The organism is Peribacillus sp. B2I2, assembly GCF_041261685.1.
In the GTDB taxonomy this organism is placed as follows: domain Bacteria; phylum Bacillota; class Bacilli; order Bacillales; family DSM-1321; genus Peribacillus.
The window spans coordinates 1,110,466-1,129,492 of the sequence record NZ_JBGCCB010000001.1 but is presented as its reverse complement, the minus strand read 5'-3'; the positions used below and the strand labels follow the sequence as shown (position 1 = coordinate 1,129,492).

Sequence of the window (19,027 nt, the reverse complement as noted above, 5' to 3'; positions counted from 1 at the left end):
ATCCCCACTTTCACAGCGTATTTTTCCCTATCATAATATCCAATTCGCTTCACTTCAAACAATTTCCCTTGACTGATCAACAAATCCTTTTCCTTATCATCAATAATCATCAGGACCCTTATTTTTTTGTAGCTGCCATAAAGTGATGTATGATGGATAGTAACAACAAGATTGAACCCAGGGTGAAAGTCATCCGCTATTATCTTTCTTACAGTGTAAAAATTTATATTGGAGGAATGTAAAAATGGACTTATTAAAAAATGTGTTTTCTTTAGGATTAGGTGCTGCCGCTGCTACAAAAGAGCAAATTGAAAAAGCGGTGGACTCTCTTGTGAAAAAAGGCGATATCAGCAAAGAAGACTCCAAAGTCCTTATTAAGCAATGGGTCGAAAAAGGGGAACAAGCCCAAAAGCAGCTGGATGATTCCGTCAAGGCAAAAGTCAACCAAGCGCTCAACGGCCTAAACTTGGCAACTAAAGAAGAAGTTCAGGAATTGGAGCGACGCATCGTAATTTTGGAGAAACAGAACCAAAATATACAATCGTGACAGGAGGTACTTGAATGTTTCGCAAGCGACTGAAACACGCACATCGTTACCAAGAAATCATTAATGCCTTCTTGAAAAATGGTTTTGGTTACTTCATCTATCGCCTGGGATTATCCGAGAACAAAGCGGCATTGAAACTCCAACCCGATGAAAACCTGAACCTCCGCTCAATTGGAGAGCGGCTGCATACGATATTACAAAGCTTGGGTCCTACATTCATTAAACTTGGTCAGATTGCTAGTACGAGGCGTGATTTCGTTCCGGACGAAATCGTCCGCGAACTTGAAAAGCTACAGGACCAGGTCAGCCCCTTTCCATTTGATAGGGTTCGCAAAATTGTCGAAGCCGAATTGGGTGATTCTTTGGAAAACATTTTTCTGGAATTTCATGAAAAACCACTGGCAACCGCTTCGATTGGGCAGGTCCATACGGCACGGCTTCCGTCACAGGAAGTCGTAGCAATCAAAGTGCAGCGGCCCGATATTCTGCCGACAGTGGAAACGGATTTGGAAATTCTCGATGATTTGGCAAGACTTATGGAAGCTCGGATATCTTGGGCAAGACGCTACCAGATCAGAAAAATGATTGATGAATTCGCTAAATCACTCCGCGCAGAACTCGATTATAACTCCGAAGGCCGAAACGGGGAAAGAATAGCCAAGCAATTCATCGATGATAAAGGGTTTAAGGTACCAAGGATCCATTGGGAGTATTCCACAAAAAGGGTCCTGACGATGGATTTCATTCAAGGAATTAAGATCAATCATTATAAACAGCTTGATGATGAAGGTTATGACCGCCGGAAAATCGCGGAAAGACTAGCGAATTCCATGCTTCAGCAAATATTGATCGATGGCTTTTACCACGGCGACCCCCACCCTGGCAATATCATCATTTTGCCAGGAAACGTCGTCGCACTCATGGATTTCGGAATGGTGGGACGACTGGAGGAAGAAACGAAGTATCAGTTCGCCTCGCTTGTCATCAACCTTAAACGCGGAAGCACCAATGGATTGATCAAGACGCTTTCAGATATGGGCCTTCTGACGGACGAAATCGATATGACCCCATTGAGGGGGGATATTGATGAACTGCGAAATAAATATTATGATATCCCATTGAGCCAAATCAGCTTAGGCGGAGCAGTCAATGACCTGTTCACGGTTGCCAATCGGCACCAAGTCCAAATTCCTCCCGAATTCACGATGCTCGGCAAGGCCCTGCTCACCATGGAGGCCATTGTCGAAGGATTAGATCCGAATTTCAGCATCATGAAAGCAGCTGAACCTTTTGGGGAAAGGCTTTTTAAGGAACGCTACAATCCAAAAAACATTGCGAAGAACGCCTGGAATCAATTCATCGAGTCTGCCGAAGCCATCGCCGAACTGCCCAAGGATATCAGGGAAGTAACAGGTATCATAAAAAAAGGGAAATTGCGGCTCGATATCAATATTCCCGAACTTCAAGTTTTTTTACATAAGCTTGATCAAATCTCGAACCGGCTGTCTTTCAGTATTATACTGCTTGCATTCAGCATAATCATGGTCGGTCTCATTATCGGTTCTGCAATAGGCGGGGAAACACTGATCCTATGGAAAATACCGGTTATCGAGATTGGATTTGTCGTTGCAACCCTGATGTTCTTACTCATGCTTTACACCATTTTCAGGTCCGGAAAAATGTAAACTTACAAAAAAGGGAAAATCCTTTAATAAGGAGTTTCCCTTTTTCAAGATACCTATCATTTGTTATTTATCCGACGGTCATACGAAACGGCATACGCACTGTGGCGAAAATGCAGGATTGGGTCCTCAGAACACTCAATTCCTTCAGGAATATTGGTTGGATCAAACAATAGATGATCCTCAGCATCTTCCAATTTATTAGAAATTTCCAAATGGCCGACCGTAATTACCTGTTTATCTTCCGACCAAGCTTTGGTTGGATCGTCAGCCGGGTCATTTTCCCCTCCTATTTGAATGTTCAACTTAAAGCCCACCGGACCTTGCTTGAGCCTCTCTTCCATTTCTTCATTCAAGTATTCTGCCGAATGCTCGGCTACCTCTTTTTTTGCCAGCATACTAAGGCCGGCATCAGGTACCCACTCATACTTAATGGCCTGACGCTTTCCTTCCGCGTTAATGAAATAGAATGCATGAATGGAGTAATATTGACACGTTGAGAAACTGGCTGGAGAACGCATTTCTTTAAGCATTTGCAAGCTTGCCTTGCTTTCAGGGTATTTCAACAGGATTTTGGCCAGCTCTTTCAGATTGGGGAAACCTTCTTTTGCAGATTTGAAAAAGCCCGCAATATCAACAAACGCTTCCGGTGTTTTTGCAAAGAATAGCGGAATGGTCACAGTAATAAGATCTGACACCTCTCCATTCGGCAATTGAAACTTCACGGCCATGCCCTTTATAGGGGAAATGGCATCAGGATGGCTTGGAATGGGCGAGCTATTTGAAAACCGAATGATCACTGGCACAGCTTCCTCCTGAAGATGCGAAGCAACCGTTAATGGGGACGCTTTTCCGTTTGGGGTAAAAACCCCCTCATACACATATCCCCTTGCATGCGCACGACGATAACCAGGATATGTTCCAGCTACATTTTCAATCACATTAACTGCTTCACTGGCTAGTTTCGGTTTCAAATTTTCATCATTTTCCTCCATAACACAACACCCCATCTTTTCAATGTCAACTCATTGTTCACTAGTTATTACCTCTACCCATTAATCTACTTCCCTATTCAAATTAAACCCGCTCTATCACTTTTCTCATAACTGAACTTTTTACAAAAAGAATAAAACGCCTTGAAAAATCCAGGCGTTTTATCTTTTATTCAAATTATTCCCCCGATTAAAGGGTGTCCGATTGATTCGAAACGGTTTTAAAAAAGTTCAATTGGCGATAACCTTAAGGTAAATAATAATCTCTATAAAATTCCGAATGTTCCCTTGTTGCCTGTAGCATTGTCCCGCTGAGTTTATTTAAAATTCCAGTTAGGGATCTACTGCCCATTTAAAAAGATTTACTGAATAGTGGGAAGTTCATTAAAATAAGGGTTACAAAAAAAGCTGATTCAAAGACCTATATCAATAGAATATGAAATAAACATGAAGTCATTCAACATGAACTGCCGTGCCGTAAGCAATGATTTCACAAGTGTTTTGCATGATCGCAGAGGTTTCCAGACGCATTGCGACGATTGCGTTCGCCCCTTTTCCTTTCGCTTCATCGACCATCCTGCCAATTGCTTTTTGTCTGGCTTCCTTCATCATTTCTGTATACTCAGTAATTTCACCGCCGACAATTGTCCGTAATCCCGCGAGAATATCTTTTCCAATATGCTTCGATTGAACACAGTTTCCCTTAACAAGTCCCTTCAGTTCCTTAATTTCTTTACCAGGGACGGTATTAGTAGTCACGATAATCATACAGCTCATCCTCTTCCTTTTTTCTTATTCTTTTTATTATCAAATAAAAAATTAATGGAACCGGGGCTTGAATCAAACCTAAAATACCCCATATCCATTGGTTGAAGCCATTCTTCCTGGCATCGATAAATAAATAAATGCTTTGGGTCAATAAAATCAACCCGCACACGATTAATGCATATATTTCAAGGCTACTCATGACTCACCTTCCTTTTCACATAAAACGTATAAAAACCAATGAAAATCACGGTCATCACTTGGATCGTCAGAAACACTTCTGGTTGATGGAATAGGGAAATAACCATAAAACCTAGAATGACTGCAGCGGTTACAGTAAATATAAAAAGTTCTTTCAACCATTTTTTTTTGAGTTTTTCACGTTGCATCTTAACTTTTTGTTCAAAATAAGCTCCTTTAGGGATATCAACTGTAAAAGCATCATCAAAATTTTCCAGGCTCCTATTTATTTGGATGATTGTTTCTTGATCATCATTGCCTGAGTGGTTTGGATAAATTGGATGGTTCTTCATTAACCGGGTTCAACTCCTTTCTTACTGTTTTTATACCTTTATGGACACGTGATTTCACTGTACCTTCCGGAACTTTGACTATCCTCGCTATTTCTTCATAAGAAAAACCATAGTAATGCTTCAAAATGATTGGTACACGAAAATCAGCCTTTAGATGACCCAACGCCTCCATGACATCATCCCAAGCTTGGTTATTGTTTTGTGTTTCCCATTTCAGTTTTCGTACTGTCTTCTCTTGTTTAACCAGGTGAATTCTCGCTTCTGTTTCCGTTTCTGATCCAAATATAAATGGGTTGCAAAGGAATCAGCCATGTGGAAAACTTCGACGCCCCCTTAAACCTTGAAAGATTCTCAATTGCTTTCGAATAAGTCTCCTGAGCTAAATCTTCAGCATTTTCGAGATTAAAGGTCAACTTCAGTAGATATTTAAGCAGAAAAGGATAGGAACCTTGAAACAATGCAGCCAACGCTCCATCATCTCCCTTTTTTGAGGCTTTAACCAGATCTCTTTCATCCATTTATTATCACCACTCTCATATCCGTAACCTTTATACTTATTTGACGTTTAAGTTGATGATATCGTTCACGGGAAATAAAAATTTCTTTATTCCTGACTTATCTTTACCTCAGAAAGAATTACATGTGTAATAGTTGCCGCAAAAGGGATTGTCCGATTGATGAATTCCTCCACTTCTTCAAGGCTCTCACTGTGGATTTTCAGCATAAAGCAAGCCTGCCCGGCAATTCGATAACAAAAGTCAACATTCGGTAGCTTGGAGATATACTTTTTGAATTTCTCATATTCCCCATTTTTTATCGTTGCTTCCACGATGCACTCAATAGGAAAACCGATCTTTTTATGATCAATCTCGGCAACATACCCTTTAATGATCCCGAATGACTCCATTTGCCGTACCCGTTCTGTAACGGTAGGGGCGAAGAGGTTTACTTTCTTTGCCAACTCCCTCATGGAAATCCGGCTATTCAACCTTAATTCAGCAAGGATGCTTTGGTCTTTTTCATCTATTTTCATTTTAAAATCATTCCCCTTCTTTTCTTTATATTTATTCATTATTCAACCGAAATACTTTACAAACGGAATTAATATTCCTGTTTTTTTATATTAGGATTATCTCAAAGGGGAGATGTTCATGACAAGAATAAAAAAATCATCGCTTGGATCCAGTCCGTTTCAAAGGTTATTTCATTCAGAAGTTATTTCGCATAAATGGTCGGACCTCTCAGATTGCGTATCTGCAGATGGGTTACTTTCGAAGAAGTTAAAGGAAAACGTCAGAAGGGTGTTGGCATACGGTAATGGCTGTTCATACTGTCAGGCCAAAGGGATTCATTTAAAGCCGGAAGAAACGAAAGAAAGCTATGCAATCGCCTTTGCGGAAGTATTCCTCATTCAACGTGAAAAAACGGAGGAAAAGTTTTTCCAAGTATTGAAGGAGGCATTCAGTGATGAAGAGATTTCTGAACTATTGGCATTCATTTGTTTTACAACGGCCCAGCAATATTTCGGTGCTTTGATGGATTTAAAATAACGCCAAAAAAGGAACAGGCATCTCGCCTCGTTCCTTTTTTAAAAAACTATGAACCTTTCAACCGTCCGAACCCATTTACCGGCATCAGTTGAAATTCCAGCTATGATTTCGCACCATGATCCTCCATTTCATTGACCCTTGGAAGAATGGAGCGGGAAGGTACCGGAGATGTCAAAACTATGGAAGTATTCAGATGTCCATAAGGTATTAATCGATCTATTAGTAATCTCATGCTGTCCATATCAGCTAGAGCCGCTTTCAAAAAATATCCAACTGTTCCTGTTACACGATGGCACTCGATAATGTCTAAATCATTTTTCACTAATTGCTCAAAATCGGAAACAGCAACCTTAAGTTCACTGACTTGAATGAACACAAGTACACCTCTGCCTATTGCCAATGGTGAAACCCTTGCGCTGAAACCCTCAATGATCCCCTTTTCTTGCAGGCGATACATACGTTCAGAAATGCTTGGTCGACTGAGAGCCAATTTCTTCGATAGTTCACTAATCGTAATGCGTCCATTCATTTGTAAAAGTTCCAGTAACCTGACATCTATTTCATCCATGAAGCAACCGCCTTTCATAATGAAGGAATATAAGCTTATATTTCTTTAAAATGTTGTATGGAAAGCGAAAAATACATTCTTTTTTGTATGTAATTTTAACAGTTAATATTCTATCATTAAAATAATCAAATAGATAAAGAAAATTCAGAATTTACCAAAGGGAGGAACCTGCATTGACCTATACGAAAATCCCGGTTCGAAAAAACATCGAAGACATCAGCCCATATGTTTCCGGTAAGCCAATTGAAGAAGTGCAACGCGAACTAGGACTTGAAACGATCGTTAAATTGGCATCCAATGAGAATCCATTCGGTTGCTCAACTCTGGCAAAAGAAGCCATGATTATCGAAATGGAGCAAACCTCCTTTTATCCTGAAGGTATGGCACCGTCATTAACTGAGAAGTTGGCAAGGAAATTGAATATCGATCAAGACCATATCATCTTAGGCAATGGATCTGATGAGGTAATACGTTTGTTAACAAGAACCTACATTCAACAAAATGATGAAGTCATCATGGCTGATGTTACTTTCCCTCGCTATGAAACGAATGTAGTGATAGATGGCGGCACATCTATAAAGATACCTCTTATTAATGGTGCACATGACCTGCAGGGTATGTACGATGCCATAACTGAAAAGACAAGAATGATATTTGTCTGTAATCCCAATAATCCGACAGGAACGATCGTTCAAAAAGAAAAGTTAAGATCTTTTATCGAGAAGGTGCCGAAACATATTTTACTGATCGTTGATGAAGCCTATTATGAGTATGTCGACGATGCAGAATATTTAGAAACTTTGCCACTGCTAAATAATCATTTAAATCTGGTCATCTTACGCACTTTTTCAAAGATTTATGGATTGGCTGCATTAAGGATTGGATATGGTTTAATGGATGCTTCCATCATACAAGAGCTAGTTAAAGTGAAAGAACCCTTCAATACGAATCGTTTAGCACAGGCTGCGGCCTTCGCTTCCCTCGACGACCATACATTTGTAGAGCAATGCGCCCGTAAAAATGCAGAAGGAAGAAGATATTTAGAAAACGAACTACGCGAGATGGGATTAGCTTTCTTCCCTTCACATGCCAACTTCTTGATGGTCAAACTGAACCATCCTGGCAGGGACGTTTTTGAGAAGCTATTAATTCAAGGTGTCATCATCCGTTCCGGTCATTTGTTAGGCTATGAAAATACTATCCGCGTGACCATCGGCACCCCACTTGAAAATGAAAGATTCATAACCTCCTTACAACATGTAATCAATAAAATATCCACTACTTGAACTATCAATGAAGTTGCAGCTTGATTGTAATTATTAAAACATGAAAGATACGACATAGACGCCTTTGCCCATGTCGTATCTTTGACGTGAATTTATTTAACAAGATTCCTTTTCGATTATGGTCGTTTCCTGTTCATCCCCATTTTTAAATTTGAAGATCGAAATCGAGATTAATGCAGCCAGCACAATAAGGCAAGCAATGATACTGATTCGGTTCTGTTCACTAAACACGAACATGACACAAATTAAGCTTAAGGTGATTACAGCAAATAATGTTACATATGGAAAGCCCCATAATTTAAAACTCGGAGCTTTAGGGTATGAATTGCGAAGTTTTAGCTGCGCTAAACAGATGCTGATCCATACAAGTGATACCACAAAACCCGGAAACGCCATTAATAGAGTAAATGCCTTGTCCTGGGCAACGTAGGTAATCATGGAGCCGACGACCAATACAACGGCACTTAGTATTAAACTATACAATGGAACTCCATTTTTCGATACATAAGAGAACGACTTTGGAGCTTCCCCTTCTGCAGCTAAAGAATGCAGCATCCGAGTACACCCATATATTCCAGAGTTAGCAGCAGATAATACGGCCGTAATTAAAATGAAGTTCATGATGTGTGCAGATCCCTGAAAACCGGACATTGATAATACTTGTACGAATGGACTTGCCTGGTCGCTAATTTCGTTCCAAGGAATCAGACCGCAGATTATAAGGATCGGTAAGGTGAAAAATAATACGACTCTCCAAATATAGCTTTTAATGACCTTCGGTAAAATGCGTTCTGCATCCTTCGCTTCCGTTACCGTCACCCCGATTAACTCAGAGCCGCCATATGAGAACATGACGATCAGTAATGCTGAAAAGATTGACATCCACCCATTTGGGAAAAACCCTCCGTGCCCTGTGAAGTTTTGTAGATAATTTGATCCGCCGCTTGGGATGACCCCAAATAAAATACAGGCTCCCAAGATAATGAATACGATGATCATTGTAATTTTAATGCCAGCAAACCAAAATTCGAATTCGCCATAATGTTTAACATTCATCATGTTGACCCCGATGATCAAAGCAGCACACCCTAAACTTAATATCCATAGTGGGATTGCCGGGAGCCAATACTGCAAGAAGCTGCCTGCCACCACTACCTCAATGACACAAACGGACAGCCACATGAAACAATACATCCAACCTATGATGAAGGAACTTCGCTTTCCAAATGCTTTCTGAATGAAACCTTTCATATTCGTATTTGGATAGACGATTGCCATTTCCGCTATAGCTCCCATGACTACAAGAAGTAATAATCCTGCAAACATATAAGTGAAAATGACTCCTGGTCCTGCTAATGATATGGTTTCGGAACTTCCTTTAAAAATTCCAGTACCTATTGCCCCTCCCATTGCCATCATGCTGATATGCCGCGGCAACAATCTCTTTTGCAGTGATCCGCCATTTGATTCCATTACATTTGCCTCCTTTATTCCATAATTTCTCGTATAATAAATCCAACTCATTTCAATCGTTGAATGGCGAATAGATAAATTATCTCATCAACCGTTATGGTTCAGGAGTGAAAGGGTGCAAAGCCTTTTTGAAAAATTTTCTCATACCTCACCAAAGTAAAAATGATATCAATATACCATTAGTTTTACAAGAGGAATCATTACAGTCTATTACTGCTTTGACTTAGGGCGGACCAATGACTAGGTTTCTAACTCCATTAAAATAAACCAATCTAATCGGGGACTACATCGGTAATCCCCACCAATTACCGGTTATCCTATTTATTTACAATGTGAATCGCATGTCCCAAAACTGCCTCCGCCGCTTCCATCCATCCCTCAGCCAAGGTTGGATGAGGGTGCACGCTGAGGGCTATATCTTCGACCCGAGCCGCCAGCTCAAGGGCGAGGACCCCTTCACCTATAAGGTTGGAAGCATCTGCACCAACCATATGCATCCCAAGCAATATGTGGCTTTCTGCATCCACGATCACTTCAGCAAATCCCTCTGTTTCATCCATTGCAAGTGCCCTTCCGTTGGCACTGAATGGGAATTTCCCGGTCTTGACGCTGTATCCCTGTTGTTCAGCTTCTTCACGGCTTAAACCAACCCCTGCTATTTGTGGTTCCGAGAAAATCACATAGGGGACATAAGGAGAGTCAATCGCACTTGGCAACCCCCCTATTACTTCAGCTGCCACGATTCCCTGTTTGGACGCTCGATGGGCAAGAGCTGGACCAGGTGTAATGTCTCCGATGGCAAAGATATGCGGCACATTTGTACGGCATTCCATATCTACAGCTATATAGCCTTTTTCGCCAACCGTAACGCCAGCCCGATTCAGGCCAATCTCTTCAGTGTTAGGAATCCTGCCAATCGTAACCAGGGTCTTTTCGCTCACGACCACTTCCGACCCCTGTTTTTTCGAGGAAATCTGAAGGTGTACATGACCATCCACTACACTCGCCTTTTCTACCTTCGAGGATGTTTTAATGTTCATCCCCAGCTTCTTGGCATTACGGGTAACTTCCTTGACCAGGTTTTCGGCAACCTGGGGGAGAATGCGGCTAGCCATCTCAATGATGGTCACTTTAGTACCTAACTTGGCAAAGGCCATACCCAATTCGATTCCGATATAGCCTCCGCCGATGATCGACAAGCTGGATGGGACTTCCTGCAGCAGCAAAGATGCTGTTGAATCCAAAATATATTCTCCATCGACCTTAATGAATGATGGAATGTAAGGTCTGGACCCCGTCGCAATAATTGCCTGTTCAAACTTGTAGGTTTCAAAATCGCCATCGGTTTCGACTCCGATGCGGTCATCAGATAAAAAGGTTGCTTGACCTTTAACCACCGTCACTCCATTTTCTTTACACAAATGGGCAATACCTTGGTTCAACTGGGAAGTGATGCCCTCTTTCCAATCCTGCCAAATTCCCAAGTCCATTGTGGTTCTTTCTTGAGAAAGTCTGATACCCATTTTCCCTAAATCGTTAAGCCTTTGGTACTGATTAGCTGCGTGAATTAAAGCCTTCGAAGGAATACAGCCCCGATTTAGGCAAACCCCGCCCAGCCTATCCCTTTCAACCAGCACGACCGATTTCCCTAACTGTCCGAGACGGATAGCCGCAGCATATCCCCCCGGACCTCCCCCCATGATGATAATATCCGTCTCTACAGCAACTTCCCCTACTACCATTTATCTCATCTCCACAACTAAACGAATTGGATTTTCCAGCAGTTCCTTGATCCTGTTTGTAAAATGTACCGCTGTTACACCATCAATTAAACGATGATCGAAAGATAAAGACATATTCATCATTAAACGGATAACACCTTCCAAATCGCGAACGACCATGCGGTGTTCCATTTTATGCAACGCCAATATTGCCGCTTCCGGATAGTTAATGATCGGGGTGGCATGCAACCCTCCGATCGGTCCAACATTGCTTATGGTAAATGTGCTGCCTGTGATTTGATCTATGCTCAACTTCCCTTCCCTGGCTTGGGTTGCCAATTTCCTGATTTCATCAGCCAGTTGGAAAATGGTTTTTTGATCTGCATGTTTTATGACAGGAACAATGAGACCCTCTTTTGTATTTGTTGCAATCCCAATATGATAATAATTTTTCAGGATGATTTCATTGGTCTTTTCATCAATTGAAGCGTTTAAAGTTTTAAACTCCTTTAAGGCAATGACAATCGCTTTAACGAAAAATGGTAAAAAAGTCAATTTAATATCCTTAACATCGGAATACGCCTTTAATTGATTTTTAAATTCCTTCAATCGGTCCATTTCCAATTCATCTACATGGGTTACATGAGGAATGGTCGAAACCGACTTTACCATATGTTCAGCGATTTTTTTACGAATGCCCTTAAGTAGAATCCGCTCTTCCCACTCATTTTCCAATCCCTTTGCCCTGTCGGCATTCTTCATTGTGGCCTTATCTTGAAGAATCTTGTTATCGTTATTATAGACATTTTCCCGTGTAATCGAATGATTTTCTTTAAACTGCTTCAAGTCACTTTCGGTAATTCGCCCTGCAGGACCGGAGCCCTTAACCTGCTCGATATCAATCTTCATTTCCCTCGCCATTTGACGCACGAATGGGGTAGCCAACACACGCACTGCCTCAAGATGCGGCTTGCTTGTTATATGTCCTGCATTTACTTTTACATCACCTGATTGCGCGGCCTGGATTTCTTCTTCACCCATGTCTGTTTCCGGAGCAGGCATACCGTTTTCTACTTGAATGGTGAATATGGTGGTTCCCACTTCCACGATATCCCCTTCGGAAAAAAATATCTTCTTGACCACTCCCGCTGCGGGAGCAGTCAACTCCGCATTGACTTTATCCGTTTGCACTTCAACAATGGGTTGGTCCTGTGTTACCGCATCCCCTTCTTTGATGAGCCATTGGATAATTTCCCCTTCATGCATCCCTTCCCCTACATCAGGAAGTTTGAATTCCAACATGCGTCTTCCTCCTTAATCATCAATTAAAATGATATCGTTTCGACTATTCCTTGTTTTACACGGTCAACAGTCGGTAAATAATGATCTTCTATTGTAAACGGCGGAACCGGTACATCAAATCCTGTTACACGCTTAATCGGAGCTTTCAGGTAAATAAGGGCTTCATCATTAATGATGGAGATAATCTCCGCACCTAATCCGGCAGTCTTGTGGGCTTCATGGACGATTAATGCACGACCAGTCTTTTTAATGGATTGCACGATCGTATCCCTATCTAAAGGGTATAGTGTTCGAAGATCGACCACTTCACACTTCCAGCCTTTTTCATCTTCAATCTTTTTCGCGGCATTCAATGCCTCCCTCAACATGGACCCCCATGCAAAAATGGTCAGGTCACTTCCCTCCTGGACCACTTTTGCTTGACCTATTGGTATTCGGTACATTTCGTCGGGAACTTCTTCCTTAAAAGCCCGATACAATTTGGTCGGTTCCAAAAAAATCACTGGATCAGGATCTTCGAGCGCTGAAATGAGCAGCCCTTTTGCGTCATATGGATTACTGGGTGCAACCACCTTTAAACCCGGAGTATGGGCAAAGAAGGTTTCGACACTTTCGGAATGAAGTTCAGGCCCCCTGATTCCGGCACCATATGGTGTACGGATTACGAGGGGCACCCCAAATTGCCCACGAGTACGATACCTCATACGGGCAGCATGGGAAACGAGTTGCTCGAAACCCGGGTAAATAAAGGCGAGAAACTGGATCTCCACTATAGGCAGCATTCCGTTAAGGGCTAAACCAATGGCAGAGCCGATGATTCCGGATTCAGCTAATGGCGTATCCACAACTCGATCTTTTCCATACTTCTCATAAAGCCCTTCCGTCGATCGGAAAACTCCGCCATTCACTCCAATATCCTCACCCAAGATCATCACGCGATCATCATGACCCAGCATTTGGTCCAGCGCTTCCGTAATAGCCTGGAGCATCGTTAAATTTTTGCCCATTATTTCTTCCCGCCTTTCCTTAAGATTTGGTTCAATTCCTGCTTCTGTTCCTTTAGATGCCACGACTCCTCGGCATATACATGGTTAAACATTTCGAGCGGGTCGGATTTCGGATACCCTTCGGCTTTTTGAAGGTGAGCATCAATCAGTTCGTTGAATTGTTTTAACGCCAATTCTTCCTGCTCTTCATTCCAGTAACCCTCTTTATTCAAATACTTACTAAGACGTGTTATCGGATCCCGGTTCTCCCTCCAGTAGGTTGAAATTTCCTCCTGATCGCGATATATGTTCGGATTGTCTGCAGTAGTATGGGCGCCATAGCGAAAGGTAACAGCTTCGATTAAAGTAGGTCCTTCCCCTTTATGCGCTCTTTCGACAGCCTCCTTTACAGTCAGCCATACTGCGAAAATATCATTTCCATCCACTCGCACCCCATGGATGTCATAAGCGGCAGCCCTTTGGGATATGGTTTTAGATGCCGATTGCTTTTCAAAAGGCACACTGATAGCGTAGCCATTATTTTGGCAGAAAAAGATTGTTGGGGTTTTATAAACGCCAGCAAAATTCAGTGCCTCATGAAAGTCCCCTTCAGAAGTGGCTCCATCACCAAAATAAGCAATGCTAACATTCTGTTCGCCTTTAATCTTACTTGCCCAAGCCGTTCCAACCGCATGAACCATTTGAGTGGCAATGGGAACACTTGGGGGCAATATCCTTTTGCCTTCTGGACAAATCGAACCATCAAAATGCGCCATCCAGTATAGGAAAACCCGGTATAATTCCTGACCATGAATGATTGCCGCTCCATGATCACGGTATGTGGGAAACATCCAATCCCCTGCCGACAATGCTAAAGCGCTTCCTACCTGGGATGCTTCCTGTCCTTCGAAAGGTGCATAAGTTCCAATCCTGCCTTGGCGCTGGAGATTAATTGATTTTCGGTCAAATGTTCTGAGCAGGAGCATGCTTTCATACATCTTTAACATCAGTGATTTATCGATTTTTCCATCTATCGTTTCAATGATTTCCCCATCAGGAGTCAATACTCGAAACATTTCCGGCTCAACTCCACTTGAATGCGCTTTCATTATTGGGTTTCCCGTCTTTTCCATTTCACTTCTCCCCTTAAGATAGATTTGTTTCGCAAACTTACCAAGGTTTTGAACAGTCATGAAATAACAGCCCAAAATGTTTTCATTGGTCTTTTATGTCTGTGAATATATAATGTTTCATAACCTACATTTGCTTATATAAAAGGATAATACATCCAAGATTTTAATAATATGTTAAATAGAATGAATTTTTCGGATATTACCTTTATTTAGAATGTGTTTTCTCATACCTCACCTTCATTTTGAAATTAAGCACCATTAATGGAAAAAATTTATATAAAATCACCAGGTTACCGACAAATTGTTGGACTTGCTTCGATTGATTCAGGTCACCCATTCGCTTGCAGAGGATTCAAAATGCAACAAATCAGTATCCAGTCCAAAAAGACCCATTATATATTTATGGGTCTTTTTTCATTTCATGATTGTTGGATGTCTTGCAACCACAGGAAAACAGCAGCTACCATAAGCGTAATCCATTATGTTTTTGCGGATTACCGCACCAATTTAGTTTCATTTCCTTTTCCTGCTTACGGATATTAGAAAGATCTATTTTTCAAATGTTCCTTTCACGACCGCTTCACCATCTTTGACCATGATCTGTCCCATCGCGATGACACTATTTATTTCTAAAGTTTGTTTCTTCATTATTATCAGATCGGCGTCTTTACCTACCGCAAGCTGTCCCTTTTTAGAGAGTTTTAAAATATTTGCCGGATTTTCCGTCACAACTCGTACGGCATCGGCAATTGCCACTCCATCCTCAAGGACCGCATCGACAACAGAATCATATAAGGACATGCATGTACCAATGTTTAATCCGCGCAGGTTACCGCTGCCATCGAAGTCTGGCAGGCTTGCTTGTCCATCTGAAGTTAAAGTGATCTGCCCGATTTCAACACCTTCTTTCAGTGCCCTTTTTATTGCTGTACTTGCTTTGACCTCCCCTTCTTCAAGGAACTTCTTGATTGTACTTGTCGTAAAATCAATATACCCCCCTTTTTTTGCATATTCCATCCCCGCTTTGAATAAATGCGGATTTCGATTTATATGTGTAGGGTAAAACTGAGTGATCGGTATTTCCGTTGTCTCGACAACTTCTTCAATTACCTGCAAATGATCTCGACTATCGCCGACATGAATGTTGACGATACCGCTTTTCCCGGACAACAGACCTCCATTACGCGCCTGAGAGGCTAGTTTAGCAAGTTCAGCTGCAGTCGGCTGCGAAGAACGATGATCGGCAATGGCGATTTCGCCCACACCGATAATTTTATCCACTAGAATCAAATCATCTTCAATCTTGCCGGTTAACGTCTTGACTGGAACTTGATATGAACCTGTCTGAACAAAGCAGCTAATTCCTTCTTCTTCAAGCGCCCTGGCTTTAGCAAGCAGAGCTGGCATCGTCCTTGTCGTACCATCTGTTCCGATGACCCCTACCAATGTCGTTATACCCGCTAACGTGGCATCCGTTAATTGTATTTCAGGTGTCCTCGTCTTGAATCCTCCTTCACCGCCTCCGCCGATAATATGTACGTGAGCATCTATAAAACCCGGAACCACGACTTGACCACTCGCATCAATCACTTCCAATTCAACGAAATTGGCAGGTACATCAATCTTGTCCTCAATGAAGCCAATTTGCCTTCCAACCAAGAGGATATCTTTTGGTCCCATATATTCCGGGCCATAAATCTCCCCATTTTTAATTAGTGTGAGCATTGCCTTCTCCCTTCAAAAATTGAAATTTTCAAATAGGTTTCAAAATCATTTATACGGGTAAATATACAACATGACCCGCTAACAATTACATAAAAAAGACCAAACATACTTGTTCGATTTTAAAAATTGTAGCTGAATTGACATCTTGATTATGCTTTTCCAAAAGTATAAAAACATAAAGGAGTAAACGACATGAATAAAGTGATTTCTTCTGACATTAAAACAAATAAAAGATTATCCATGCGACAAATCATGAACCTATATCAAGTTACGAAAGAATTTAAAGGGAATATATATTTTATCTGCAACCATAAATTGGTCGATGCCAAGAAACTTTCAACTTTTGTATCCTTTGTGCTCATTCTTCAAGAATGTGCAACCATGAAAGTCATACTCGAAGGCGAAAATGTACATGCCATGCTCGAAAAAGTACAGGCTATTTGTAAAGAAAATGATGAAAGTGCATTTGGTTTCCAATCGAACCAAACCGTTAACATTTAAATGATTCCAACAATTTCAGGATAAGAAGAGGGTGAATAGAATGAGAACCATTTTAATGGTGATAGGCGCAATCGTCGTAATCGGCATAATAGCAAATCTTATTTTTTAAGAATGATGAAAGACTGTCAAATAATTGACAGTCTTTTTTTGTGTAGATTTTTATTGGAAAGAGCGTGTGTTCCATACTCCCTTTTCAGAAAAATTACCACGGCACCTCCCAATCCCTCCATTTATTCAAACCATCCCGAATTTCCTTTCCTTTATCAATCCAATATTGCTTCCTTTGCTCCTCTTCTTCCTTTGTTTGTTGCTCCTCTTCTTCCTTTGCCTGTTGCTCAGCTATAAGTGCCTGTTGTTCAGCTATTAGCGGTCCGATATCTTGAGCTTTAAAGGATTGAGCCGCTTGATTCTGTAGAGCTTTCGACATTATTTTTTGAAAGATGAGTGCACTTCCCTGACTGCTGTGTGTCGTTAGGTAATTTTTTTCATCCGTCTTATCATATCCAGCCCATACAGCACCGACCAGTGAAGGTGAATAACCGATGAACCATTGATCTTTAACCCCTGAAATCCCTTCGATGGGCACTTGTGTGGAACCTGTTTTGCCTGCTATTTCATAACCGGAAACAGCCGCGTTTTTAGCTGTGCCATATTCCACTGTACCAAGCAGCATCGCATTCATTTTATCGACGACGCTTTTAGAGGTTACTTTGGTGCTTTTCTCTTTCCAGGCCCCTACCTCTTTTCCATCGTTATTTTCTATTCTTACAATGGCATGAGTTTCCTCCCTTTCCCCATCGTTGGCAAATGCTGAAAAGGCTCCTGCCATCTGCAGCGGGGACACACCTTTCCTCATCCCTCCTAGAGCTAGCGACAGATTTCGATCATCCTTGTCATACGGAATCCCAAACCGCTCAAGTGAATCCAGCCCCTTATCTATGCCAATCTCATTCAATAGCCAAACCGTTGGTACATTCAAGGAATTCATCACCGCTTCATACATGGGTACTTCTCCTTTGTATTCACCGCTCAGGTTTGTTGGCTCATATTCACCGAAGCTCATTTTTTCATCCTTTAAAGGGTCAGTGATATCGTATCCCTCCTCAACCGCTGGAGTGTAAACGACAAGTGGTTTAATGGATGAACCCGGAGATCTTGACAGCTGGGTTGCCCGGTTATATCCCATGAATTGATGCTCACCTCTCCCACCGACTAGTGCCTTTATGCCGCCCGTTTCAGGATCAAGGAGGACTGACCCACTTTGAACCATTTCCTCTGTACTCGTTCCAACTGGAAAATTGGCTTCATTCGCATACACGGATTCTGTAGCCTGCTGCATGGATTGATCCAGTGTAGTGTAAATTTTATAGCCCTTTGAAAGCAGTTCCTCAAGCTTAATTCCATATTTACTCGATGCTTCCGATAAAACATGATCAACATAATAAGGATACTTACCTCTTAATGGATCGGTTTCCTTCTCCCCCATAAGAAGTGTCACCGAATCTTTTTTTGCGGCTGCTTCTTCATCTTTCGTCAAATAACCATGTTCCGCCATTCTGGAAAGAACCAAATCACGCCGCTTCAATGCTCCGTCCAAATTCTTATATGGATCAAGTTTGGATGGTAGATTAATGACACCCGCCAGCAAAGCTCCCTCGGCAACGGTCAATTCAGAGACCTCTTTGGAAAAATAAATATTTGCAGCTTTTTTGATTCCCCATGCCCCATGGCCAAAATAAACTTGATTCAAATACATTTCCAGAATTTCATCTTTCGTATATTGATTTTCAACTTCCTGGGCTAGAAAAAACTCTCCTATCTTCCTCTTCAATGTTCGATCCGATTCCAGCATCGTGATTTTCACAAGCTGCTGGGTGAGCGTGCTCCCGCCTTCAACAACACTTCCAGCCTTCGCATTTTTAACCAAGGCTCGCAAGATCCCTTGATAATCTATACCGTGATGTTTATAAAAACGGTGATCCTCAATGGAAACCACCGCTTGTTTCATATGTTCCGGTATTTCATCTATCGCAACACCTTCGGATTTATTTGCCGTGATCGTACTGGCAAGATTCCCATCCAGATCATAGATTCCTGTCGGTTGCTGAAGATTATTTTCAAGATGGCTTATATCTGCACCCTGCCTGAAATACAAGAGTGAACCGGCGCCTAAAACCACAATCGCCAATATTATAATTAGAACTAATTTCACTAACCCTCTCATTTTGTACCCCCATTTTCCCATCTGCGACATGTTTCATTA

At 41.6% G+C, this 19,027-nt stretch carries 20 protein-coding genes; 5 read left to right on the top strand and 15 right to left on the bottom strand.

Annotation, left to right across the window (positions count from 1 at the left end; genetic code table 11):
- Positions 1-244: 244 nt before the first annotated feature.
- A complete protein-coding gene (locus ABIE66_RS05705; RefSeq protein ID WP_289317606.1) occupies positions 245-547 on the top strand; it encodes a phasin family protein in 303 nt (100 codons plus the stop codon).
- 14 nt (positions 548-561) lie between these two features.
- Positions 562-2,232, top strand: coding sequence for an ABC1 kinase family protein (locus tag ABIE66_RS05700; RefSeq protein ID WP_370014141.1), 1,671 nt, complete (start codon positions 562-564; stop codon positions 2,230-2,232).
- Positions 2,233-2,288: 56 nt separating this feature from the next.
- Here ABIE66_RS05700 and ABIE66_RS05695 read toward each other — a convergent pair whose 3' ends face one another.
- The 7 genes from ABIE66_RS05695 to ABIE66_RS05665 form a co-directional block, all read right to left on the bottom strand.
- Positions 2,289-3,224, bottom strand: coding sequence for a catalase family peroxidase (locus ABIE66_RS05695; RefSeq protein ID WP_370014140.1), 936 nt, complete (start codon positions 3,222-3,224; stop codon positions 2,289-2,291).
- A 450-nt stretch (positions 3,225-3,674) separates the two neighbouring features.
- Positions 3,675-3,989, bottom strand: a complete 315-nt coding sequence (locus tag ABIE66_RS05690; protein WP_370014139.1) for a YbjQ family protein — start codon at positions 3,987-3,989, stop codon at positions 3,675-3,677.
- Positions 3,970-4,188 (bottom strand): sigma-Y antisigma factor component, encoded by a 219-nt coding sequence (locus ABIE66_RS05685; RefSeq protein WP_370014138.1) that lies wholly within the window; start codon positions 4,186-4,188, stop codon positions 3,970-3,972. Before ABIE66_RS05685 ends, ABIE66_RS05690 begins: the two co-directional genes overlap by 20 nt.
- Positions 4,181-4,519, bottom strand: coding sequence for a DUF5345 family protein (locus ABIE66_RS05680; protein WP_370014136.1), 339 nt, complete (start codon positions 4,517-4,519; stop codon positions 4,181-4,183). Before ABIE66_RS05680 ends, ABIE66_RS05685 begins: the two co-directional genes overlap by 8 nt.
- Entirely contained in the window at positions 4,479-4,691 is a 213-nt protein-coding gene (locus tag ABIE66_RS05675; RefSeq protein WP_370014134.1) for a sigma factor-like helix-turn-helix DNA-binding protein, read from the bottom strand. The genes ABIE66_RS05680 and ABIE66_RS05675 overlap by 41 nt, the downstream gene beginning before the upstream one ends.
- A gap of 67 nt (positions 4,692-4,758) precedes the next feature.
- Complete coding sequence (locus ABIE66_RS05670; RefSeq protein ID WP_370014133.1) at positions 4,759-5,037, bottom strand: sigma factor; 279 nt, start codon at positions 5,035-5,037, stop codon at positions 4,759-4,761.
- 86 nt (positions 5,038-5,123) lie between these two features.
- Positions 5,124-5,552, bottom strand: a complete 429-nt coding sequence (locus ABIE66_RS05665; RefSeq protein ID WP_370016986.1) for an Lrp/AsnC family transcriptional regulator — start codon at positions 5,550-5,552, stop codon at positions 5,124-5,126.
- A gap of 118 nt (positions 5,553-5,670) precedes the next feature.
- Here ABIE66_RS05665 and ABIE66_RS05660 point away from each other — a divergent pair, with 118 nt between their 5' ends.
- On the top strand, positions 5,671-6,069 hold the full coding sequence (locus ABIE66_RS05660) for a carboxymuconolactone decarboxylase family protein (RefSeq protein WP_370014132.1): 399 nt from the start codon (positions 5,671-5,673) through the stop codon (positions 6,067-6,069).
- Between the two features lie 100 nt (positions 6,070-6,169).
- Here the strand turns inward: ABIE66_RS05660 and ABIE66_RS05655 are convergent, their stop codons facing one another.
- Positions 6,170-6,637 (bottom strand): Lrp/AsnC family transcriptional regulator, encoded by a 468-nt coding sequence (locus tag ABIE66_RS05655; protein ID WP_289324003.1) that lies wholly within the window; start codon positions 6,635-6,637, stop codon positions 6,170-6,172.
- A gap of 173 nt (positions 6,638-6,810) precedes the next feature.
- On the opposite strand from ABIE66_RS05655, the gene hisC reads away from it, so the two are divergent.
- A complete protein-coding gene (gene hisC / locus ABIE66_RS05650) occupies positions 6,811-7,923 on the top strand; it encodes a histidinol-phosphate transaminase (RefSeq protein WP_289324002.1) in 1,113 nt (370 codons plus the stop codon).
- A gap of 96 nt (positions 7,924-8,019) precedes the next feature.
- On the opposite strand, the gene ABIE66_RS05645 is transcribed toward hisC, so the two are convergent.
- The 6 genes from ABIE66_RS05645 to iadA form a co-directional block, all read right to left on the bottom strand.
- Positions 8,020-9,396: an amino acid permease gene (locus tag ABIE66_RS05645; RefSeq protein ID WP_289324001.1), complete on the bottom strand. Its 1,377-nt coding sequence runs from the start codon at positions 9,394-9,396 to the stop codon at positions 8,020-8,022.
- Positions 9,397-9,713: 317 nt separating this feature from the next.
- On the bottom strand, positions 9,714-11,138 hold the full coding sequence (lpdA, locus tag ABIE66_RS05640) for a dihydrolipoyl dehydrogenase (protein ID WP_370014131.1): 1,425 nt from the start codon (positions 11,136-11,138) through the stop codon (positions 9,714-9,716).
- The gene (locus tag ABIE66_RS05635) at positions 11,139-12,419 is read right to left on the bottom strand and encodes a dihydrolipoamide acetyltransferase family protein (protein ID WP_370014130.1); all 1,281 of its coding nucleotides are present in this window, start codon (positions 12,417-12,419) and stop codon (positions 11,139-11,141) included. It lies immediately after the preceding gene.
- A gap of 23 nt (positions 12,420-12,442) precedes the next feature.
- A complete protein-coding gene (locus tag ABIE66_RS05630; RefSeq protein WP_289323998.1) occupies positions 12,443-13,426 on the bottom strand; it encodes an alpha-ketoacid dehydrogenase subunit beta in 984 nt (327 codons plus the stop codon).
- The gene (gene pdhA, locus ABIE66_RS05625) at positions 13,426-14,538 is read right to left on the bottom strand and encodes a pyruvate dehydrogenase (acetyl-transferring) E1 component subunit alpha (RefSeq protein ID WP_370014129.1); all 1,113 of its coding nucleotides are present in this window, start codon (positions 14,536-14,538) and stop codon (positions 13,426-13,428) included. Before pdhA ends, ABIE66_RS05630 begins: the two co-directional genes overlap by 1 nt.
- A gap of 549 nt (positions 14,539-15,087) precedes the next feature.
- Positions 15,088-16,263 carry a beta-aspartyl-peptidase gene (gene iadA, locus ABIE66_RS05620; protein ID WP_370014128.1) on the bottom strand — a complete coding sequence of 392 codons (1,176 nt, stop codon included), beginning with the start codon at positions 16,261-16,263 and terminating at the stop codon, positions 15,088-15,090.
- 192 nt (positions 16,264-16,455) lie between these two features.
- On the opposite strand from iadA, the gene ABIE66_RS05615 reads away from it, so the two are divergent.
- A complete protein-coding gene (locus ABIE66_RS05615; RefSeq protein ID WP_061461953.1) occupies positions 16,456-16,764 on the top strand; it encodes a hypothetical protein in 309 nt (102 codons plus the stop codon).
- Positions 16,765-16,966: 202 nt separating this feature from the next.
- Here ABIE66_RS05615 and ABIE66_RS05610 read toward each other — a convergent pair whose 3' ends face one another.
- A complete protein-coding gene (locus tag ABIE66_RS05610) occupies positions 16,967-18,988 on the bottom strand; it encodes a transglycosylase domain-containing protein (RefSeq protein WP_370014127.1) in 2,022 nt (673 codons plus the stop codon).
- Positions 18,989-19,027 lie beyond the last annotated feature (39 nt).